Origin of the sequence: Streptomyces sp. HP-A2021, from assembly GCF_022807935.1 — a bacterium.
Lineage (GTDB): Bacteria > Actinomycetota > Actinomycetes > Streptomycetales > Streptomycetaceae > Streptomyces > Streptomyces afghaniensis.
Genome location: NZ_CP094344.1, coordinates 566,362 through 585,552, shown reverse-complemented (window position 1 = coordinate 585,552; position 19,191 = coordinate 566,362). Strand labels below are relative to the sequence as shown.

The following is a 19,191-nucleotide window of genomic DNA, read 5'->3' as shown; positions in this document are numbered from 1 at the left end:
TGACCGGCCTCGCCGGAAGGGCGGCGGCCTGAACTGGAACGAAGATGAGCCGACAAGTAGGGAGGAGTCGCACCAGTACGGCGTGATCGGCCATCAACCCTGAGCCCCTGCCACAGATGCCGCCAGAACTGGCCGGGCTCTCACCGGAGCAGTTGGACCTGCTGGGCACCGGCACCCTCGCCTTGAGCGCGCGGGCCTCATCGCATGACCCTGCGCACGATCGCTGCCTGGCCGCCGACTCGGATCCGGTGTCCCGTGCGGTCGCGGTGGACGGTCGCTGTGATGGTGGACGGGCTGCCGAGGTGGTCACCCATGTCGACAGCGAGGCGGTGTGTGCCGAACTCGGCAGCATGCGCTGCCAGGCAGGCCGTGCTGTTGGCGTTGGCGATGTCCTCGGGGACGCCGATCGACGGGGCGAACATCCGGGCTGCTGCTCGGCCGTGTCGGTCCGGGGGCGAGTAGGCGTAGCAGCCCAGCAGACCGTAGCGGTCACAGGCTGCGCGTAACAGGGTTGATTCCGGCGTGAGTTCGGCCAGTGCGGCGCGGGATCGGATGGGCAGCAGAAGCCTCGGCCGCCCGTTCGACGCCACGCAGGCGTCGCCGACGACCGCGTCCTCCGTCAGTCCGAGGCCGCCTGCGACTGCCCTCAGTTCGGGTCCACCGGCGCTACGCAGGGTGACCGGGCCCGGGTCGAACGACGCCGTCAGGCCGTCATCGTTTCGGCTTGCCCGACCGTCGAAGCTGCGGTGGGCCGTACGCAGGGCGGCGCGGTAGTCGTGGTCGCCGCCTTCCCGTTCGGCGAGCACGGCGAGGGCGGCGACGGTGCCGTGGCCGCAGGCGGGCAGTTCGCCCTGGGCTGTGAAGAACCGCACTGTGTACGCGGGCTGACGACGCTCGATTCCGGTCGCGCGGAGGAAGACGGCGTGCGATGTTCCCAACGCCGTGGGAATGCGGCATCGCTCCTCGTCGGTGAACGGCGCATCATCCAGAACGGCGGTCGGGCTGCCACCCGCGCCGTCTCGCTGACACGCGAGGACGACCGCTACCTCGGACATGGCACCGGGCCGGTGGTCAGCAGCATGGTCAGGTCCAGTGCGGGCGCGCTGTGCGTCAACGCCCCGACCGAGATGAGGTCGACGCCCGTCCCGGCGATGGCGGGAACTGTGTCCAGGCGGATGGTGCCCGAGGCCTCCAGCAGGATCCGGGAAGCGTCGGCCCGCCCGGCCCGGACCTTCACGACCTGCTCGATGTCGGCCACCGGCATGTTGTCGAGCATGATCCAGCGGGCTCCGGCGTCGAGGGCCTCGACGGCCTGGGTGACGGTCTGCACCTCGACATCGCTCTCCACGGTCTGCCCGGTGCGCGCCATCCCGCGCCTGACCGCCTCGATCGCGGCGGTCACCGCGCCCGCCGCGGCGATGTGGTTCTCCTTGAGCAGGACCATCGCCGCGAGATCGAGGCGGTGGTTGTGGCCGCCGCCGGCGGTGACCGCGTACTTGTCCAGGGCGCGCAGGCCCGGCGCCGTCTTGCGCGTGTCCAGGATGCGCGCCCTGGTCCCTGCCACAGCTTGGACGTAGCGGCCGGTCAGCGTCGCGATGCCGCACATGCGCTGCAGGAAGTTCAGCGCCGTACGCTCCCCGGTGATCAGGCTGCGCGCCGAACCGGACAGGTGCACCAGGACTTGGCCGTCGGCCAGTCGGGCGCCGTCGGCGACGGCCGGCTCGACCTTGACCTCGGGGTCGACCTGCGCGAAGACCTCGGCGACCACGGGGAGGCCGGCGGCGATGCCGCTTTGCCGGGTGCGGATCTCGGCCGTGGCCGCCAGGTCCTCGGGAACGCTCCACTCGGTGGTGATGTCCTTCCCTGACGCGTCCTCGGCCAGGGCGGCAGCGGCGGCGGCCCGTGCTGCCGCCGAGGGAAACTCGGTCGTGGTCATCTGGTCTCCAGCTCTGAGTGGACGTTGGCTTGGTGGCGGCAACCGCTGACGAGGCAGCACTGAAGTTCCGCTGGGCCGATTTGCAGGACCTGGTGGATCCTGTACTCGATCTCCCGCGTGCCGGTCACCCGTCCCCCCGCCACGAACGGGTTCCGGGTGAGCCGTCCGTGCGACTCGGCGCCGACGTCGAACTCGGGGCACCTTGCGCATGTACCGGTCCTCCCGGCCGGTCTCGCCTCCGTCGACCCGGGCTTTCAGGAACGCCCCTCACCCAGGTCGTCAGGGCAGGTGCCACAACAGCTCCTCCGTTTCGATTTCCGAAGCGGTCACCGATGCTAGCGTGTCGGAATTCGAAGCATCAACCCTGGAGAGCTGGACATCCCGACATGGCAACACCCAGACCTGGCAGTCCTGTTCGCGGCTCGACCACCGGCCGCCCCCTCATGGCCGCACTCGATCTGTTCGGGCGGCGGTGGAGTCTGCGCATCCTGTGGGAGCTTCGCGCGGGTCCGCTTGGATTCCGCCCCTTGCAGAAGCGGTGCGACGACATGTCCTCCAGCGTGATGCGGCAGCGCCTGACCGAACTGCTGGATGCCCAGGTGATTCACCAACTACCGGACAGCCGCTACGAGCTCACCCCGCTGGGACAGGAGGCGCGCCACGCCCTGAACCCCCTCGCCCGCTGGGCGGAACGCTGGGCGGCCACGATCGACCCGCAAGGGGCGGACCACATCGACGACCAGTCCGCCAGCCGCGTCTCACATCCGGACACCGTGGGCGACGGGGCGCCGGAGAGGGGCTCCGCGGACTGACGCCCCGCCTCGGATCGGAGGCGGGGCGGGACCGCCGGGTCACGAGGTTGCCGTGGCTCGGCCGAGCGCCGGGGGCAGGCGCGAAACCTCCGCCAATCCTTCTGCTTCGGATTTCAAAGCGGTGGTGTCCAGCCTGCGACAGTGCTTCGATATTCGACCCTTGTCGCGGTGGTGCGTGCGCTCCTTCAGCCGTTCCAGGAAGGCCCGTCCGGCCCGCCGACCGCCCTCGGTTTCGGTGAAGAAGAGGGAGAGCTTGGGATCCTGGCGTGTCAGGGCGCCCTTGAGCGTGGCCTGGAGGGTGAGCGCCGGGACCTTGTCGATGCCGGTGCCCCCGGCGGGGCCTGTGCCCGCCAGGATGACCTTGCGGATGAGGTGAGGTTCTTGTTCCGCGATGACCTGTGCGATGAAGCCGCCCATCGACAGGCCGAGCAGATCGACCTGGTCGAACCCGAGGGCTCGGATGAACAGCACCGCGTCGCGGGCCATCACCTCGATCGTGTCCGGCGTGGAGCCGCTCGATCCGCCCACCCCGCGGTTGTCGAAGGCGATGACCCGGCGTCGTGCGGCGAGTCCGTCGACGACGCGCGGGTCCCAGTTGTCCAGGACCCCGGCCAGGTGAATCAGGAGGATCAGCGGTACGCCGTCCTCAGGGCCGAGTTCCCGGCTACCGCGAGCTTGGTCCCCGGTCCGGCGTCCCGGTGGTCTTCCTCACCCACCTCGCCGCGGTTCTCGACAACTGGGACCCCCGGGTCGTCGACGGCATCGCCGCCAAGCGTCATGTCGTCACCTTCGACAACAGGGGTGTCGGTGCTTCCAGCGGTTCGACGCCGCGCACCATCCAGGCGATGGCGAAGGACGCCGTCATGTTCATCCGGGCACTCGGGCTCGAGTACGTCGATCTCCACGGCTTCTCGATGGGCGGCATGATCGCCCAGGTGATCGCGCAGACCGATCCGGACCTCGTCCGCAAGCTGATCCTCACGGGTACCGGTCCGGCGGGGGGCGAGGGCATTAAGGACGTGACCCGGTTGTCCCATCTCGACACCGTTCGGGGGCTGCTCACCCTTCAGGACCCGAAGCAGTTCCTCTTCTTCACCCGTACCGCCAATGGGCGTCGGGCCGGGAAGGCGTTCCTGGCCCGCCTGAAGGAGCGCCCCAGGGCAGGGACAAGGCGATCTCTCTCACGTCGTACGGCGCTCAGCTCAAGGCCATTCACTGTTGGGGGCTGGAGCGGCCCCACGACCTCTCGGTCATCCACCAGCCGGTGCTCGTCGCAAACGGCGAGAGCGACAGGATGGTTCCGACCCAGAACTCGGTCGACCTGGCGCGGCGAGTGCCGAACGGCGAGTTGGTCCTCTACCCCGACGCCGGCCATGGCGGCATCTTCCAGTTCCACGGGCAGTTCGTGGAGACGGCTCTCGAGTTCCTCGAGCGGTAAAAGGCGTGCGGTGCGGTCGTAGTCTGGGCCGCGGTTGGTGCCTCAGGGCCGTGGCGCCCTTTGGGTGAGCGGCTCGAGGCACCCGTTCACTGACGCGACCTCGCCTTCCGCCTCACCCCATGAACGCGAGAGCGTTCTCGATCCCCAGCTCAAGGACCTCATCGGCGTGCTTCTGGTCGGACAAGGCGCGGGAGAGTTGCAACGTCCCCACCAGCATGGTGAAGAGCCCGATGGCCTTGGCCTGAGCGGACCGCGGGTCCTCGGGTGTCAGGCGGGCGGAGATCTCCTCCAGGATGGCCCGCGCGCCGTCGCTGTAGGCCTGCCTGGTCCCGTCCTCGCAGCGGCCGATCTCGTCGAGAAGGGCGGCGGAGGGGCATCCGACGCCGGGGTTGTCCCGGTGCTCGGGGGACAGGTACTCGCGAATGAGGTCCTCGAGTCCCGGGCGGCCGGGTCGCAGGGTGCCGTACCTCGCGACCTGCGTGTGCAGTTCCTCGGCCACGACATGGGCGACGAGGTCGTCCTTGGGGTGAAGTGGGCGTAGAAGGCTCCGTTGGTGAGCCCCGCGTCCGCCATCAGCGTGGAGATGCCCGAGCCGTCGATGCCGTCCTGCTTGAACCGGTGGCCGGCCTTCTCGATGATGCGTCGCCGCGTCACCTGCTTGTGCTCCTTGGCGTAGCGCACCACGAGCTTCCTCCGTTCGCTCCGTAAGGCCCATGCTTCGCATTCAAGGGGTAATCCATGGCCTGACGCGCGTAATATCATGACCGGCGTGCCCATGTCCGGCGTCCGCATGACCGGCGTGCTCACGACCGGATGCGGGCACCGGGTCCGAGTCGGGCGGTGACTTCCCCGGGGGTGAGGGTGGAGTGCTCTGCGGAACACTCGACGATGACGCGGACCGGGGCGTCGCAGTCGGTGTGACGGATGTCCAGTACGGGCCCCTCGGGGCCGAGGGCGTACGCCTCGCCCCACTGGCTCAGCGCCATCAGGACAGGCCACAGATCCCAGCCCTTGCGGGTCAGGCGGTACTCGTTGCGGGAGCGGCTGCCCGGCTCCCGGTAGGGGATGGTCTTCAGGACGCCGGCCGCGATCAGCTTCCGGAGGCGGTCGCTGAGGACGGCTTCCGACAGGCCGATGTGGCGGTGGAAGTCGTCGAAGCGGCGGACTCCGTTGACGGCGTCACGCAGGATCAGCAGCGTCCATTTCTCACCCACCACGTCCAGCGTGCGCTGGATGGGGCAGTTCTCCGTGCTCGCCTCAAGCCACTCCATCCCGCCATCGTAAGGGCCTGGCTTCGCCATTGACAGTCAGGTGAGCGGGAAGCTAGCTTCACCTTCAAAAGTCAGATGGAAGGTGCCCGGTCGTGGGACGAACGCGTACGTATCAATGGGAAGATCCCGCGATCCTGGCGGAAGCCGCCGGACGCATGGCCGGCATCGACTTCCTGCGTGAGTTGCAGGCGGGGCGACTGCCGGGGCCGCCCATCAACTACTCCATCGACTTCACCCTGGACGAGGTGGAGCCCGGCAGGGCGGTCTTCTCCCTGACACCGGGTGAGGAGCACTACAACCCGATCGGCAGCGTGCATGGTGGCATCTTCGCCACCCTGCTCGATTCGGCGGCTGGTTGCGCAGTCCAGTCGACCCTTCCGCAGGGCGTGGCGTACACCTCGCTCGACCTGACGGTGAAGTTCCTGCGACGGATCACCGTGGACACGGGTACGGTACGCGCCATCGGCACGGTGGTCAGCAAGGGCCGTCAAACCGCCCTGGCCCAGGCACAGTTGGTCGACGGCACGGACCGTCTGCTCGCCCACGCCACCAGCAGTTGCATGCTCTTCCCGGTGCCTCCCTCGCAGAGGTGAGCCTCGGCGGCGACCGGTATCGGTCCGGGCCGTGATGCCGGACTCCCTCGATCTCGGCGGAGAACGCCGGAGTGCGAGGTGAAACGACTGCGGCGCACGTCGGTGGCAGCCCGTTGACTCCTCGGGTCGCCGGCCGCCGTGCGCCGCAGTCGTGCCCAGGCGCCCGAAGGAGATGATTCCTTCGGGCGCCGTGCTCTTCGTCAGGCGGCGTGGGTGGGGTAGTCGGTGTAGCCGGCCGCGCCGCCGCCGTAGAAGGTGGCGGGGTCGGGGGTGTTCAGGGGGGCGCCGGAGCGTACGCGCTCGACGAGGTCGGGATTGGCGAGGGCCATGGTGCCGACGGTGACGACGTCGGCCAGACCGTCTTCCACGTCCTTGGCGCGGGTGGCGATGTCGGCACCGGCCCGGTTGAGGATCAGGGAGGTGGGCCACAGCTTGCGGAGGGTGAAGAGGAGTTCCTCGTCGCCGCCGTGACCGATGTGCAGGTAGGCGAGGTTGAGGGGGGCGAGGGCGCGAAGCAGGTGCGGGTAGAGCTCGTGCGGGTCGCTCTCCGCGAGGTCGTTGAGCTTGAAGGGGTTGCCGGGAGAGATCCGGATGCCGGTGCGGCCGGCGCCGATCTCGTCGGCCACGGCCGTGGCGACCTCCACCGCGAAACGGATGCGGTTGTCGAGGGAGCCCCCGTACTGGTCGGTGCGCTGGTTGGCGCTGGGGAAGAGGAACTGGTTGACCAGGTAGCCGTTGGCCCCGTGGATCTCGACGCCGTCGGCGCCGGCCGCGATGGCGGCCGCGGCGGCGCGCCGGAAGTCGTCGACCGTCGCGGCGACCTCCTCGGTGGACAGCGCGCGCGGCTCCGGCATCTCCTGGAGCCCGGACGGGGTGAACGTCTGGCCGGCCGGCTTGATCGCGGAGGGGGCCACCGGCTGCCGGTGGTGGGGGGTGTTGTCCGGGTGGGAGATGCGCCCGGCGTGCATCAGCTGGATGACGATGCGTCCGTCGGCCTTGTGTACGGCGTCGGTGACCTTGCGCCAGCCGGCGATGTGTTCCTCGGTGTAGATGCCCGGGGTCACCGGGTAGCCCTGGCCGTCGGCGGAGGGCTGGGTGCCCTCGGTGATGATGAGCGCGTGCGAGGCGCGCTGGGCGTAGTACTCGGCGTTCAGCTCGGTCGGCACGCCGTCCGGGGTGGCCCTGCTGCGGGTCAGGGGGGCCATGGCCAGCCGGTGCGGCAGGGAGATCTCTCCGACGGTGGTCGGGTTCCACAAGGCGTTGAGCATGGAGGATTCCTCAGGTGATGGGTGATGGTTCGAAAGGGGCGGGGGCGGACACCGCGTGGACGTGGGCACCGGGCTCTTCTGCTCCTGGGCCCGAAGACGCACCCGCCCTGCGCCCGCCGACTGAGTCGGGGTGGGCACCGGCCTATCAAATTACGATCGTAATGCTATGCGGTCGAGTGGGCTGTGGCAAGTGGGTCCCGGCATGGGGCACGAAGCCGCGCGGCGCAGCTCGCGCAAGAACCTCACGCCAGAGCGGATGAGAGTTCCGCAACGGCTGCTGGAATCGCCTGCTCCGCCCAGACGACCTTGCCCTCGCGGTTGTGCCGTGTGCCCCAGTGTTCGGTGGGCTGGACGAGGAGGGGCAGGCCCCGGCCGCTCTCGTCGAAGACCCGGGCGCGGCGCAGGTGCGGGGCGGTGCTGCTGGCGTCGGAGACTTCGCGCGTCAGAGCGGACTGCAGGATCATCCGCAGTTGGATGGGGCTCCTGCCGTAGCGGATGGTGGTCGTCACCAGTTCGCTGACCACGAGTTCGGTGGTGAAGGTCAGTTCTTCCAGTCCGCAGGCGGTCAGTTGATCGGATGCCTGGACGCGGGCCGTGGAGACGACTGCCGGGTCGCGGGGGAGACCCCAGGTCGCGACATGATCGACGTCAAGGCTCCGGTGGGGCAGTCCGCCGGGCGCGACCGCTCACCGTAAGCCAGGGAAGGCGACAGTCGATCACGGGGTGTGACCGGCGCGGCGGAGAACAGGGCGCAGGACCTCGATGACACCGGGGTCGTCCATTGTGGAGGGGATGGGCTCGTCGTGCCCGTCGGCGATGCCGCGCATGGTCTTGCGGAGGATCTTGCCCGAGCGGGTCTTGGGCAGGGCGGCTACTACCGCGACGTCCTTGAGGGAGGCGACGGCGCCGATGCGGTCGCGTACGAGCTGGACGAGTTCGGCCTCGACCTCGCCCGGTTCGCGGTTGCTGCCGGCTTTCAGGACGACGAAGCCGCGCGGTACCTGCCCCTTCAAGGCGTCGGCGACGCCGATGACGGCGCATTCGGCGACGTCGGGATGAGCGGCCAGGGCCTCTTCCATGCTGCCGGTGGACAGGCGGTGTCCGGCGACGTTGATGACGTCGTCGGTGCGGCCCATGACGAAGACGTAGCCGTCGTCGTCGATGTGTCCGCTGTCGCCGGTGAGGTAGTAGCCGGTGTAGGCGGAGAGGTAGGAGGCGACGTACCGGTCGTCGTCCTGCCAGAGCGTGGGCAGTGCGCCGGGCGGCAGCGGGAGCCGCACGACGATCGCGCCGTCGACGCCGGCGGGCGCCGGCTCGCCCGAAGCGTCGAGGACCCGGACGTCCCAGCCCGGCAGCGGGCGGGTGGGAGACCCGGGCTTGAGGGGAGCCGCCTCGATGCCCACCGGGTTGGCGACGATGGGCCAGCCGGTCTCGGTCTGCCACCAGTGGTCGATCACCGGGATGCCCAGCAGATCGCTCGCCCAGTGGTAGGTCTCGGGATCGAGGCGCTCGCCGGCGAGGAAGAGGTGGCGCAGGCCGGTCAGGTCGTAGCCCGCGGTGAGCGTTCCCTTCGGGTCCTGCTTGCGGATGGCCCGGAACGCGGTGGGTGCCGTGAACATGGTCCTGACCCCGTACTCGGCGGCAACGCGCCAGAACTGGCCCGCGTCCGGGGTGCCCACCGGCTTGCCCTCGTACAGCACCGTCGTCGCGCCGGCCAGCAGGGGCGCGTAGACGATGTACGAGTGGCCGACGACCCAGCCGACGTCGGAACCGGTGAACATCGTCTCGCCCGGGCCCACGTCGTAGACGGCGCCCATCGACCAGTGGAGGGCGACCGCGTAGCCGCCGCAGTCACGTACGACTCCCTTGGGCTTTCCGGTCGTTCCGGAGGTGTAGAGGATGTAGAGGGGGTCGGTTGCGGGGACGGGAACGCAGCCGGCCGGCGGCGCGGCAGCCACCAGGTCGGCCCAGTCGAGATCGTGAGGCCCCAACTCGGCCGTCTCCTGCGGGCGTTGCAGAATCACGCTCTTGTCCGGCTTGTGGGCCGCGAGCTCGATCGCCTCGTCGAGCAGGGGCTTGTACGCGATGACACGCTTGCCCTCGATGCCGCAGGAGGCGGAGACGACCACCTTGGGGGCCGCGTCATCGATGCGCAGCGCGAGTTCGCGCGGGGCGAACCCGCCGAAGACGACCGAGTGCACCGCGCCGATACGTGCGCAGGCCAGCATCGCGACAACGGCCTCGGGGACCATCGGCATGTAGATCACCACACGGTCGCCGTGCCCGACACCGAGCCGCGCGAGTGCTCCCGCGAAAGCCGCCACCTCGTCCCTCAGCTGCACATAGGTGTAGGTGCGCCGGGTGTCGGTCACGGGTGAGTCATAGATGAGCGCAGCCTGTGCACCGCGGCCGGCTTCGACGTGCCGGTCGACCGCGTTGAAACAGACATTGAGCCGTCCGTCGGGAAACCAGCGGTGGAAGGGGGCGCCCGAGGAGTCCAGGGCGCGTCGTGGGGTGACATCCCAGTCGATGCCCTCTGCCGCCGTCAGCCAGAAGCTCTCCGGGTCCTCGGTACTGGCGCGGAAGACATCCTCGTACGCTCCCATCGCGCACTCCTTGTGGCATCAAGGGACGGTGGTGTGGCTGTGTGCGGAACCGTGTCGGACACAAGGCACCGCATGCCGACCGACATGGTCGAGCAGGATGCCGACGACTGGCGGACCGGTCACCGGCATCGCGGTGGTGCGGCGGTCCGGCCGAAAGGCCGCTCCGCCCGGTGTGGCTTCAGCTCACGCGCCGAGGTGCTCGCGGAGCCACTGACCCATCTGCTGGATCGCCTCGTCCACCTCGGGTACGCGCCCCGCGCCCAGGACGAACGAGTGCTGTCCCTCGGGCAGGCGGTGGACCTCGGAGGTGACCTTGAAGTCCTCGAGGCGACGGCCCAGTTGGGCGCCGTCGTCGGCGAGGGTCTCGTACTCGCCGTAGAGGACGATCGTGGGAGGCAGGCCGGTCAGATCGGCGTTCACGAGGCTGATCTTCGGATCGGCGAAGTCCACTCCGGGCTCCTGAAGCCAGGCTCCACGGAAGAGCTCGAGAGTGTTCCTGCTGAGCATCTTGTCGTTGTCTTCGTTCTCGTCCACCGACGCGTTCTGGAGGGTGAGGTCGGTCCACGGCGAGACGCTGACGATCGCGCCCGGGGTCGCCTCCCCCTGCGCGAGCAGGCGCAGCGGGAGCATCACCGCGAGGGTGCCGCCGATCGAATGGCCCGTGCTGCCGATGTTCCGCGGCTCATAGCCCTGCGAGAGCAGCCACCGGTACGCCGTCTCGGCGTCGTCGAGCTGCGCCGGGTAAGGGTGTTCGGGCGCCAGGCGGAAGTCCACGACGAGGGAGCGGGCGCCGGCCGCCTTCGCGATATGGCCCGCAGCCTTGCGGTCCGAGTGCATGGAGGCGGTGACCGACCCGCCGAAGTGGAAGTGGAGCAGAGCCCGGTCGGGATCGGCTCCCTCGGGGATGGCCCAGAGGGCGGGGACGCCGCCCGCGTCCACCTCGGCGTACGTGACGCCTTCCGGCTCGGTCGACGCCTTGTGGTTCGAGTCGACGATGTCGCGGACGATGGCCAGGTCGAGGCCCGGCGTCGAGGACTTCGCGCTCACGCTCTCGAGGAACTGGGCGAACTGCCGTGCCTCTGGGCTTGCTCCCATGGTGGTGCTCCTTCGCAGGTTGCTGCCACGCCCATGTCCCGCGTGCAGCCAGGTTGATGTGCTGGCCGTGACGCTACTGGCTGAGTATAGAAAAGTAAACCCAGAAGGATCGGGATCACCTCTGACTGCGGGGCGCGGCGGCGCTGCGCCGCGGCTACCCGGCGCGATCGGCATGTACCTGGGACTGACCGGGCACCGGCTCGACGCGGCCGACGCCCTGTACACGGGGCGGGCCACGCACTTCGTCCCCACGGACAGGTTCGGTGCGGTCGGAGATGCCCTGGCAGACAGCCCCGGCGCCCCGGTGGACGTCGCCCTGAACCGCCTTGCCGACCGTTCCCCGGTGGGGGAGAGCAGGCTGGCGGAGGTGCGCGAGGAGATGGACTGGGCGTTCGGCGCGCCGACCCTCGGCGAGATCGAGAAACGCCTGCGTCACCTCGACACCGCCTGGGCGGCAGGTGCGTTGATCGCCTTGGAGTCCGCCTCGCCGCAGAGCTTGGAGATCACTCACAACCTGCTGGCCCGGGGCAGACAGCAGACGTTGCGCGAGTGCCTTGACACCGAACTCACTCTCACGCGCACGACCATCCGCACGCCGGACTTCCTGGAGGGCGTCCGAGCGGCCTTGGTCGACAAGGACCGCAGTCCCACCTGGGAACGTGAGGCGCAGGGCGGACAGACGCTGCCGGCCTGAGCATGTGCGCCGTGAGCAGGTTCTCAGAGCTGACCGGGGCGAGGCGGAGCTTGCCGAAATCGGCGCGTGGTTCGATCAGATGTAACGCACTTGACCGGGTGTGCGGGGTTAGGGACAGGGGGTGCGGCTGTCCGTTGTCCGCACCGCCGGACTGCCGGACTGCCGGACAGGATGTTCTTGCCGAGTTGCGCGGCGCGGATCGCGGTGACGTGCCCGCGGTTCCGGCGCCGACGGTGACGACGCCGTAGTGCGCGCTCACGAAGTGCCCCCGTTCCGGGGACATGGTCGGCTCGTGGAGCGAGCGGTCATGCGGCGCGGATGTGCGGCGCCAGGGTGGCGTGGATCTGGTCGCGGATGTCGGCGAGCACGGCTTCGTCGCTGCGGTGCAGGCACACCGTGGCGGTGGTGCTGATGTGGATGATCGCGGTGATCACCCGCGCCAGCGTCGCCGCATCGGCGGCATCGATGTACTCGTTGCGGCTGAGCAGGCCGGTGATGCCGTCCTCGAGGCGGCCGGCAAGGGCTAGACCCGCTTGCCGGTAGGGCTCGGCCGGGTCGCCGAAGACGAGTTCGCACAGGTATGTGCGGCCGTTCTCGATGTGCTCCCTCACGCACTCCACTACGGGGCGGATCAGTGCGATGACCGGCTCCAGCGCGCCCTGTCCGACGGCGGCGTTCGCGGCGGCGAGGCCGGAATCGACGGCGGCGGCGAACTTCTCGTTCTGCACCATGATCAGCAACTCGGCCTTCGTGGACGCGTACAGATAGAGCGTCCCGATTGCGACATCGGCCCGGCGGGCGACCTGCTGCGTCGTGACCCTGTCGACGCCGTGTTCGGCGAACAGCTCGCGGGCGGCGGTCATGATGCGCTCGCGCTTGTCCTGTTTGGCCCTCTCGCGGCGCCCGATCGGCATGTGACCGCTTCCCATGGGGACCTCCCTTGACAATATTTCTGAGTGGACTCATAGTTGAGTGTACTCGGATTAGCAGGGTGGGGCGAGGTTGCGAGGCCCCCGGATGTCGCGCCGGGTTTGCTGATCCAGTCTCAGACCTGGATAAATAGGACAATTATTAGGAGTAGCGCCCCATGCGAGCGTTCGTAGTCACCAAGTACAAGGAGCCGCTGCAGGAGGCGGAGGTCCCCGAGCCCACCGTGGGGGAGCACGACGTGCTCGTGCGGGTGGAGGCCGCCGGACTGAACCCGCTGGATGAGAAGATCCGCGCCGGTGAGTTCAAGCAGATCCTGCCCTACAAGCTGCCGCTGATCCTGGGTAACGACGTCGCGGGCACCGTCGTCGGCGTCGGGACGGCAGTTCGCGGCTTCAAGCCCGGAGACGAGGTCTACGCCCGGCCCCACCAGGACCGCATCGGCACGTTCGCCGAGCGCATCGCCATAGCGGAAGGCGACCTGGCGCTCAAGCCCGCTTCCATCAGCATGGAAGAGGCCGGCTCGCTGCCGCTGGCGGCGCTCACGGCGTGGCAGGCGCTGGTGGAGCGCGGGAAGGTGCGGCCCGGGCAGAAGGTTCTCATCCACGCCGGCGCCGGCGGGGTCGGTTCGATCGCGATCCAGCTCGCCGCACACCTCGGGGCGAGCGTCGCCACGACCGCCAGCGGTTCCAACGCGGACTTCGTGCGCGCGCTCGGCGCGGACACGGTGATCGATTACCGCAGCCAGGACTTCGAGCAGCTCCTGACCGGCTACGACCTGGTGCTGGACAGCCTCGGTGGGGAGACTCTCGAGAAGTCACTGCGGGTGCTCAAGCCCGGCGGCAAGGCCATCGGGATCGCCGGTCCCCCGGACCCCGCGTTCGCCCGCGAGGCCGGTCTGAACCCGCTGCTGCGCCTCGCGGTCGCAGGCCTGAGCCGCAAGATCCGCAAGCAGGCCAAGAAGCTCGGCGTGATGTACGAGTTCCTGTTCATGCGCGCCAGTGGCGACCAGCTCCGCCAGATCACCACCCTCGTCGACCAGGGCGCGGTGCGCCCGGTCGTGGGAAAGGTGTTCCCCTTCGACCAGACCCCGCACGCGCTGCAGTCCCTGTCCCAGGGCGGCATCCGCGGCAAGGCCGTCATCGGCAACAGCTGACCGCCGCAACCGCGACGGGCGACACGAAACACACAGCGACACAGAACATGCAAGGAGAATCCGTCATGAGCAGCACCGACACCCCGAACGAAGCCGTCATCACCTCCTACGCGAAGGCCCCGGCCCGCACCGTCAGCGCCGGCGGCGTCACCTACGCCTACCGCGAGCTGGGCCCGAAGGGCGGTATCCCCGTCGTCTTCTTCGTCCACCTCGCCGCGACCCTGGACAACTGGGACCCCCGCATCATCGATCCCATCGCGAAGGGCCGTCACGTCATCGCTTTCGACAACCGCGGTGTCGGGGCATCCACCGGTCAGGTGCCGGACAGTGTCGAGGCGATGGCCGACGACGCCTACACGTTCATCAAGGCGCTCGGGTACGACAAGATCGACGTCTTCTCCTTCTCCCTCGGCGGCATGGTCGCTCAGGCCCTGGTGGTGAAGCACCCCGAGCTCGTCCGCAAGCTGGTCCTCACCGGCACCGGGCCCAAGGGCGGCAAGGACATGGACAAGGTCGCCAGAATCACCTACTGGGACATCCTGCGCGCCACCTTGACCCGTTCGGACCCCAAGGAGTTCCTGTTCTTCAACCGCAATGCCACCGGCAAGGCCGCCGGGCGCGCGTTCGTCAACCGGCTCAAGGAGCGCACTGTCGACCGCGACGCGGAGATCAAGACCAAGGCGTTCCAGACGCAGCTGAAGGCGATCAAGAAGTGGGGGCGCTCCGCCCCCGACGACCTGTCGTCGATCACGCAGCCCACCCTGATCGCCAACGGCGACAACGACCGCATGGTGCCGTCGGTCCTGTCGGAGGACCTGCACCGGCGTATCAAGGGCAGCGAGCTGATCATCTACCCCGACTCCGGGCACGGCGGCATCTTCCAGTACCACCAGGAATTCGCCCCCGTAGCGGTCGATTTCCTGGCCCGATGACCACCACCTGACCAGGAAAAAAGGGCAACACCATGAGCACGTCACCGGCCGCCGCGCCCCTGGAAGTGAAGAAGCCTCTCACCTCCTCGATCCTGCTGTGGGTGCGCACCGACCAGCCCCGCCAGACCGGCATGGACCACTGGAAGGGCCCGCACTCAGGGATCATCTCCGCCACCCCGGGCCTGGAGGAGTACCGGCAGATCCACCTCGCCGAGCACAACACGGGCCTGTGGCCGGCCATCGACGGGGTCCAGACCGAGATCCCCGCCGACCGGAAGATCGACGGCGTCGCGGAAGTCACCTTCCAATCGGTGCTTGCACCCCTGAAAGGGCGTGAGCAGACGAAGCTGGCCTACGCCGACGAGATCAACGTGTTCCGCCGCACCCTGCTCTACGCCGGCCCGCCCAACTCCTCTCGGTGGTACGACGTCGCAGGCCCCGGACAGACGGTCGGTGCCCGCGCGCTGATCTACCTTCGCCGCAGAGACGGGGTCGGCGCCGGCGCCTTCCGGAAGTTCGTCAACGAGCAGCTCGCACCCGCGCTCGCCGGCACCGGAGTGCTGAAGGAGCTGCGCACGCAGACGTTCCTGCCCTGGCTCGAAAAGCTCTGGGACACCCCGGACGTCGCCCACGACAACCCCCGCGACCAGCACTTCCACGCCTCGGTCAGCCTCGGGTTCACCGACACCGCGGCACGGGACGCCTTCTTCACCGGCAACGCGATCGAGGACCTGTCCAGCCGGCTGGCACCGCAAGTCTCCGCGATCCACGCCTACGACGTCACCGCCACCCTCACCTACGTCAAGAACGGCGAGATCCTCCCGCGCTACCAGGAGTGAGCGGCGCGTAGACCGGAAGCGGGACCGCCGGATCTGCTCGGCAAATCCATCCGCCCCGGCTTCCTGGCCCTCCTCGCGCCCCCGTCGCCGTCTGTTACCCCTCACGTATCTGGAGCCAACCATGAGCGAGCAGCAGAGCACCATCCACTACGAGCGCACCTCACCGCAGATCGCGAAGATCACCTTCGCCAACCCGCCCGTCAATCTCATCGCCGGCGAGACAGTCCTGCGCCTCATCGAGATCGTCACCGAACTGGCGACCGACCCGGACATCCAGGTCGTGCTGTTCGACAGCGCCACCCCCGACTTCTTCTACAACCACTTCGACCTGGCCGCCGCCGCCGACTTCCCCGCCCCCGAGGACCCGGACGCGGTGCCGGCATGGACGAATCTGGTCCTGGAACTCTCCAAAGCGCCGTACATCACGATCGCGGCCATCCGTGGACGCACCCGCGGCGGCGGGAACGAGCTCGCCCTCGCCCTCGATCTGCGCTACGCCAGTCGTGAGAAGGCGATCTTCGGACAGCCCGAGGTCGGTAGCGGACTGCTGCCCGGCGGTGGTGGCAGCGAACGCCTGCCCCGGGCCATCGGACGCGACCGCGCCCTGGAAGCCATCCTCACCAGCGACGACTACGACGCCGACACCGCCGAACGCTGGGGCTGGGTCACCCGCGCCCTCCCCGACAGCGAACTCGACGCCTTCGTCGGCACCGTCGCCGCCCGACTCGCCTCCTTCGACCGCACCTCACTCGCCTCGGCCAAAGCCCAGATCAACCGGGCATCCCTGCCCCCGGACGCGGACCTGGTCGCCGCGTACGGCGAGTTCACCCGCTCCCTCACCCTCCCCGGTTTCCTCACCCGGGCCGCAGGCACGCAGGCCGTCGTCGAACAGGCCGGCATCGACTTCGAGTACCGTCTCGGGCACTACATCGGCATCGCCAACCAGCAACGCTGACACCCATCAGAAGACGAGCACGGACGCAGCCGATGCCGCGTCCGTCCTCGTTGCCGCGGGGCCCACCTGATTTCCGACGTCTTCGGCACCGTGGTCGGATCGGGCTGCTGCCGGATCGACCGCCGATGTCATCCACCGCTCGACGGCCGCGACGGTGCACCGCTTCTGGACACCGGCCGTCCAACTGTTCGAACATGGATCACTGGGTCCCGACGTGAAGAGATCACGTCGGGACCGAAGATCAAGCTCAGGTGTCCGTGCTGTGCAGGTCCGGGTAAAGCGCCTCGACCGGGCCGCTCAGAGCCGCCTTGACCCCCTTGGTCAACTCGTCGGCCAGGACCTCGTATTCTCCGGCCTCGACGGCGTCGTAGACCGTCGTCACCAGCTGCGTCGGCAGCATCTTGGGTCCGTCGGCGTGCGCGGCCATACCGGTGTCGACGTAGCCCATGTGCACACCCGTCACGTGGACGCCCATGGGTGCGAACTCGATGCGCAGCGAGTTGGTGGCCGACCACAGTGCGGCCTTGGACGCGCTGTAGGCGCCGCCGAAGGCATACCAGCTGGCAACGGAGTGCACGTCGATGAGGACTGACCCCTTCTTGGCGGCGAGGATCGGTGCGAAGGCGCGGGCGAGGAAGACCGGTCCGAAGAAGTTCGTCTCCATGTTCGCCCGGATGTCGGCCTCGGTGACGTCCAGCAGGCTCGCGCTCGGCGGGATGGCGCCCGCGTTGTTGACGAGCACGGTGACATCCGCCGCTGCGGCGACGGCCGCGTCGATCGACGCGCGGTCGGTGATGTCAAGGGTCAGGGGGACGATGCGGTCATCGTCCCAGGCGCGGGGGGAGCGGGCGGTGGCGTAGACCTTGACGGCGCCGCGAGCCAGGGCGTCCTGGACGAAGTGGGTGCCGATACCGCCATTGGCGCCGGTGACGAGGACGACTGCTCCATCGAGGGAGGGCATGGGTTCCTTCTTTCCCAGGGGGATGTGAAGTACGTGGCTGCGCACGGATGGAGCAACGACTCGCCGCCCCGCGATGGGAGAATGAGCGGAGCCACATTCGAGCTCACATGATATTGAGTAGAATCATAACTGATTACAGTCAGAATCCCTGGAGGACACCGCCATGCCTCTCGGACGGCGCGAGCGGAACAAGCAGGAAAAACTCGACCGCATCGTCGCTGCCGCCAGTGAACTGTTCGCCGAACACGGCGTCGATGAGGTCACGACCCAGCAGATCGCTGACAAGGCCGACATCGGCACCGGGACCCTGTTCCTTTATGCCAAGACCAAGGGCGAACTCCTCCTCCTTGTCCAGAACGCCAAGTACGTCGAAGCACTTGAGCGGGGCCGGGCGGACGCCGAGACCGTCCCAGGCGTGCTGGACGCGGTGCTGGCGATCGTCCGGCCGATCGTCGAGTGCAACCGCATCCAGATCGACAACGGACGCACCTACCTGCGAGAGATGGTCTTCGGCGACCCCGAGGAGCCCCGGCACGGCGCGGCACTCGCCATCGTCGCGCAGACCGAGGAGGCCGTCGCCGCCGTGCTGCGCCGAGACGAGCGGGTCGCAGAGGGCGACGCCGCGACGCTGGCACACATCGTGTCCGCCGTGATGTTCCTCAGCATGGCGGCGAGCGTGAACATCGCCTTGAGCGTCGAGGAGATCGTGCAGGACATCCGGGGGCAGGTTGAGGTCCTGCTGCCTCACTGAAGCGCGGCCCAGCCTCAGGCCCAGGTGACCATCCGGGCAGTCCTCGGCTGCGGCATGGCCCGAATCCCCAAATGACACGTCATCCGGCCGTTGCCACCGCCTGGACCACACCCCGCGCCATCACCCGCCCGACTGGCTCCAAGCCCTGTGGAGTGCTTCAGGAGGTCGAGGTCGAGCGGGACGAACTGGCGATCGCCGAGCGGGTGTTGAACCGCCTGGCCGAGCAGGCCCAGGCCGGCGCCGAGGCGGCCGATTCTGTCGCTCCGGTACCGGTGAAGGTGGCTGGGCGGGCGGTCCTGCTCATCCCGCACCGCAGCGACGCGGCCGACGAGGGCGCGCTGCCCGGCGACTACCGCAAGATCCTGGCGATCGTGCGGGAGGCCGACGGGCCGGTGCAGGTCAGGGCGGTCGGTGAGCGGCTGGGCCTGGATGCCTCGGCGCGCGGCAAGCTGGAGCCTTTGCGGGCGAAGATGACCAAGCTCGCCGACCGCGGCCGGCTGCACAAGCGGCCCGACGGGCGGTTCACCGCACGCTCGTAACTGCGCGGGCAGGCCGTAACGGGCGGGCCCCCGGCGGCAGTTGAGTTTGGTGTGAAGAAAAACAACGGTCTCACCAAGGGCCCTGACGGCCTTGTCTGCACCGCCCGCCTGCCGCTGTCGAGCGCGACCTTGAACCATCTCGCCGGCCTGATGCGCGGCCGCCTGAAGAAGATCGCCTCGCGGTGGCGGGCGCTGCCCGCCGGGAAGATCGCCGGCATCGTGCCGGTGGTGCTGCACTGTGACCAGCGGCCCGGCGATCTGGCCGGCGGGAACGGGGTGCACCGCACCACCGTGAGCCGGTGGGTGGGCGAGGCTGTGGGCCTGCTGGCCGCCCGCGCCCCGCGCCTGGACCGCGCGTTGAAGAAGATCGCCCGAAAGGGCGGCGGGGTGGTCCTGCCGGTGTTCGTACTGAGGCGAC

The 19,191-nt window shown here is 68.8% G+C and carries 19 protein-coding genes and 4 pseudogenes; 12 read left to right on the top strand and 11 right to left on the bottom strand.

Annotated elements, in window-relative coordinates; all coding sequences use genetic code 11:
• Positions 1 to 197: 197 nt before the first annotated feature.
• On the bottom strand, positions 198 to 1,055 hold the full coding sequence (locus MQE23_RS02770; RefSeq protein WP_037670322.1) for a PhzF family phenazine biosynthesis isomerase: 858 nt from the start codon (positions 1,053 to 1,055) through the stop codon (positions 198 to 200).
• Positions 1,043 to 1,936 carry a carboxylating nicotinate-nucleotide diphosphorylase gene (gene nadC, locus MQE23_RS02765; RefSeq protein ID WP_020273835.1) on the bottom strand — a complete coding sequence of 298 codons (894 nt, stop codon included), beginning with the start codon at positions 1,934 to 1,936 and terminating at the stop codon, positions 1,043 to 1,045. Before nadC ends, MQE23_RS02770 begins: the two co-directional genes overlap by 13 nt.
• 386 nt (positions 1,937 to 2,322) lie before the next feature.
• On the opposite strand from nadC, the gene MQE23_RS02760 reads away from it, so the two are divergent.
• Positions 2,323 to 2,748, top strand: a complete 426-nt coding sequence (locus MQE23_RS02760) for a helix-turn-helix domain-containing protein (protein WP_082319927.1) — start codon at positions 2,323 to 2,325, stop codon at positions 2,746 to 2,748.
• 39 nt (positions 2,749 to 2,787) lie between these two features.
• Here the strand turns inward: MQE23_RS02760 and MQE23_RS02755 are convergent, their stop codons facing one another.
• Positions 2,788 to 3,363 carry an alpha/beta hydrolase gene (locus MQE23_RS02755; protein ID WP_279345189.1) on the bottom strand — a complete coding sequence of 192 codons (576 nt, stop codon included), beginning with the start codon at positions 3,361 to 3,363 and terminating at the stop codon, positions 2,788 to 2,790.
• Between MQE23_RS02755 and MQE23_RS43610 the strand changes: the two are divergent.
• Positions 3,309 to 3,881, top strand: a pseudogene (locus MQE23_RS43610) (alpha/beta hydrolase); the annotation flags it as partial. The gene MQE23_RS02755 and the pseudogene MQE23_RS43610 sit on opposite strands and share 55 nt — an antisense overlap.
• Positions 3,882 to 3,922: 41 nt before the next feature.
• Positions 3,923 to 4,186, top strand: a complete 264-nt coding sequence (locus MQE23_RS02745) for an alpha/beta hydrolase (protein WP_342364993.1) — start codon at positions 3,923 to 3,925, stop codon at positions 4,184 to 4,186.
• A gap of 112 nt (positions 4,187 to 4,298) precedes the next feature.
• Here MQE23_RS02745 and MQE23_RS02740 read toward each other — a convergent pair.
• Both MQE23_RS02740 and MQE23_RS02735 read right to left on the bottom strand, forming a co-directional pair.
• Positions 4,299 to 4,870: pseudogene (locus MQE23_RS02740) on the bottom strand (TetR/AcrR family transcriptional regulator).
• Between the two features lie 119 nt (positions 4,871 to 4,989).
• A complete protein-coding gene (locus tag MQE23_RS02735) occupies positions 4,990 to 5,457 on the bottom strand; it encodes a helix-turn-helix domain-containing protein (protein WP_243378123.1) in 468 nt (155 codons plus the stop codon).
• Positions 5,458 to 5,549: 92 nt separating this feature from the next.
• Between MQE23_RS02735 and MQE23_RS02730 the strand changes: the two genes are divergently transcribed.
• Positions 5,550 to 6,050 (top strand): PaaI family thioesterase, encoded by a 501-nt coding sequence (locus tag MQE23_RS02730; RefSeq protein ID WP_020273841.1) that lies wholly within the window; start codon positions 5,550 to 5,552, stop codon positions 6,048 to 6,050.
• 200 nt (positions 6,051 to 6,250) lie between these two features.
• On the opposite strand, the gene MQE23_RS02725 is transcribed toward MQE23_RS02730, so the two are convergent.
• The 4 genes and pseudogenes from MQE23_RS02725 to MQE23_RS02710 all read right to left on the bottom strand — a co-directional run bounded on the left by MQE23_RS02725 (position 6,251) and on the right by MQE23_RS02710 (position 11,019).
• Complete coding sequence (locus MQE23_RS02725; RefSeq protein WP_243378122.1) at positions 6,251 to 7,318, bottom strand: alkene reductase; 1,068 nt, start codon at positions 7,316 to 7,318, stop codon at positions 6,251 to 6,253.
• Positions 7,319 to 7,560: 242 nt separating this feature from the next.
• A pseudogene (locus MQE23_RS02720) lies at positions 7,561 to 7,977 on the bottom strand (ATP-binding protein); the annotation flags it as partial.
• Positions 7,978 to 8,034: 57 nt separating this feature from the next.
• The gene (locus tag MQE23_RS02715; RefSeq protein ID WP_243378120.1) at positions 8,035 to 9,924 is read right to left on the bottom strand and encodes a propionyl-CoA synthetase; all 1,890 of its coding nucleotides are present in this window, start codon (positions 9,922 to 9,924) and stop codon (positions 8,035 to 8,037) included.
• A gap of 183 nt (positions 9,925 to 10,107) precedes the next feature.
• Complete coding sequence (locus MQE23_RS02710; protein ID WP_243378119.1) at positions 10,108 to 11,019, bottom strand: alpha/beta hydrolase; 912 nt, start codon at positions 11,017 to 11,019, stop codon at positions 10,108 to 10,110.
• Here MQE23_RS02710 and MQE23_RS02705 point away from each other — a divergent pair.
• A complete protein-coding gene (locus MQE23_RS02705; RefSeq protein WP_347710121.1) occupies positions 10,919 to 11,713 on the top strand; it encodes an enoyl-CoA hydratase/isomerase family protein in 795 nt (264 codons plus the stop codon). The genes MQE23_RS02710 and MQE23_RS02705 overlap by 101 nt on opposite strands.
• Positions 11,714 to 12,018: 305 nt before the next feature.
• On the opposite strand, the gene MQE23_RS02700 is transcribed toward MQE23_RS02705, so the two are convergent.
• The gene (locus MQE23_RS02700) at positions 12,019 to 12,642 is read right to left on the bottom strand and encodes a TetR/AcrR family transcriptional regulator (protein WP_037668166.1); all 624 of its coding nucleotides are present in this window, start codon (positions 12,640 to 12,642) and stop codon (positions 12,019 to 12,021) included.
• A gap of 158 nt (positions 12,643 to 12,800) precedes the next feature.
• On the opposite strand from MQE23_RS02700, the gene MQE23_RS02695 reads away from it, so the two are divergent.
• The 4 genes from MQE23_RS02695 (at position 12,801) to MQE23_RS02680 (ending at position 16,522) form a co-directional block, all read left to right on the top strand.
• Positions 12,801 to 13,796, top strand: a complete 996-nt coding sequence (locus tag MQE23_RS02695) for an NADP-dependent oxidoreductase (protein ID WP_243378117.1) — start codon at positions 12,801 to 12,803, stop codon at positions 13,794 to 13,796.
• Between the two features lie 65 nt (positions 13,797 to 13,861).
• Positions 13,862 to 14,728, top strand: a complete 867-nt coding sequence (locus MQE23_RS02690) for an alpha/beta hydrolase (RefSeq protein ID WP_243378116.1) — start codon at positions 13,862 to 13,864, stop codon at positions 14,726 to 14,728.
• Between the two features lie 32 nt (positions 14,729 to 14,760).
• Complete coding sequence (locus tag MQE23_RS02685) at positions 14,761 to 15,567, top strand: strictosidine synthase (RefSeq protein ID WP_243378115.1); 807 nt, start codon at positions 14,761 to 14,763, stop codon at positions 15,565 to 15,567.
• A gap of 121 nt (positions 15,568 to 15,688) precedes the next feature.
• The gene (locus MQE23_RS02680) at positions 15,689 to 16,522 is read left to right on the top strand and encodes an enoyl-CoA hydratase/isomerase family protein (protein WP_020271560.1); all 834 of its coding nucleotides are present in this window, start codon (positions 15,689 to 15,691) and stop codon (positions 16,520 to 16,522) included.
• Between the two features lie 247 nt (positions 16,523 to 16,769).
• Here MQE23_RS02680 and MQE23_RS02675 read toward each other — a convergent pair whose 3' ends face one another.
• A complete protein-coding gene (locus MQE23_RS02675; RefSeq protein WP_037668168.1) occupies positions 16,770 to 17,483 on the bottom strand; it encodes an SDR family oxidoreductase in 714 nt (237 codons plus the stop codon).
• A 163-nt stretch (positions 17,484 to 17,646) separates the two neighbouring features.
• Between MQE23_RS02675 and MQE23_RS02670 the strand changes: the two genes are divergently transcribed.
• The 3 genes and pseudogenes from MQE23_RS02670 to MQE23_RS02660 form a co-directional block, all read left to right on the top strand.
• Positions 17,647 to 18,234, top strand: a complete 588-nt coding sequence (locus MQE23_RS02670) for a TetR/AcrR family transcriptional regulator (protein WP_243378113.1) — start codon at positions 17,647 to 17,649, stop codon at positions 18,232 to 18,234.
• A 71-nt stretch (positions 18,235 to 18,305) separates the two neighbouring features.
• A complete protein-coding gene (locus MQE23_RS02665; protein ID WP_243378111.1) occupies positions 18,306 to 18,773 on the top strand; it encodes a hypothetical protein in 468 nt (155 codons plus the stop codon).
• 51 nt (positions 18,774 to 18,824) lie between these two features.
• A pseudogene (locus MQE23_RS02660) lies at positions 18,825 to 19,169 on the top strand (IS5/IS1182 family transposase); the annotation flags it as partial.
• Positions 19,170 to 19,191 lie beyond the last annotated feature (22 nt).

Bases quoted from the DNA above. Each gene is read 5' to 3' on its own strand.
- MQE23_RS02670 (WP_243378113.1), top strand. From the start codon at position 17,647: ATGCCTCTCGGACGGCGCGAGCGGAACAAGCAGGAAAAACTCGACCGC.
- MQE23_RS02725 (WP_243378122.1), bottom strand. From the start codon at position 7,318: ATGCTCAACGCCTTGTGGAACCCGACCACCGTCGGAGAGATCTCCCTG.
- MQE23_RS02695 (WP_243378117.1), top strand. From the start codon at position 12,801: ATGCGAGCGTTCGTAGTCACCAAGTACAAGGAGCCGCTGCAGGAGGCG.
- MQE23_RS02700 (WP_037668166.1), bottom strand. From the start codon at position 12,642: ATGGGAAGCGGTCACATGCCGATCGGGCGCCGCGAGAGGGCCAAACAG.
- MQE23_RS02710 (WP_243378119.1), bottom strand. From the start codon at position 11,019: ATGGGAGCAAGCCCAGAGGCACGGCAGTTCGCCCAGTTCCTCGAGAGC.
- MQE23_RS02715 (WP_243378120.1), bottom strand. From the start codon at position 9,924: ATGGGAGCGTACGAGGATGTCTTCCGCGCCAGTACCGAGGACCCGGAG.
- MQE23_RS02690 (WP_243378116.1), top strand. From the start codon at position 13,862: ATGAGCAGCACCGACACCCCGAACGAAGCCGTCATCACCTCCTACGCG.
- MQE23_RS02705 (WP_347710121.1), top strand. From the start codon at position 10,919: ATGTCGCGGACGATGGCCAGGTCGAGGCCCGGCGTCGAGGACTTCGCG.
- MQE23_RS02685 (WP_243378115.1), top strand. From the start codon at position 14,761: ATGAGCACGTCACCGGCCGCCGCGCCCCTGGAAGTGAAGAAGCCTCTC.
- MQE23_RS02665 (WP_243378111.1), top strand. From the start codon at position 18,306: ATGACACGTCATCCGGCCGTTGCCACCGCCTGGACCACACCCCGCGCC.
- MQE23_RS02735 (WP_243378123.1), bottom strand. From the start codon at position 5,457: ATGGAGTGGCTTGAGGCGAGCACGGAGAACTGCCCCATCCAGCGCACG.
- nadC (WP_020273835.1), bottom strand. From the start codon at position 1,936: ATGACCACGACCGAGTTTCCCTCGGCGGCAGCACGGGCCGCCGCCGCT.
- MQE23_RS02770 (WP_037670322.1), bottom strand. From the start codon at position 1,055: ATGTCCGAGGTAGCGGTCGTCCTCGCGTGTCAGCGAGACGGCGCGGGT.
- MQE23_RS02675 (WP_037668168.1), bottom strand. From the start codon at position 17,483: ATGCCCTCCCTCGATGGAGCAGTCGTCCTCGTCACCGGCGCCAATGGC.
- MQE23_RS02760 (WP_082319927.1), top strand. From the start codon at position 2,323: ATGGCAACACCCAGACCTGGCAGTCCTGTTCGCGGCTCGACCACCGGC.
- MQE23_RS02680 (WP_020271560.1), top strand. From the start codon at position 15,689: ATGAGCGAGCAGCAGAGCACCATCCACTACGAGCGCACCTCACCGCAG.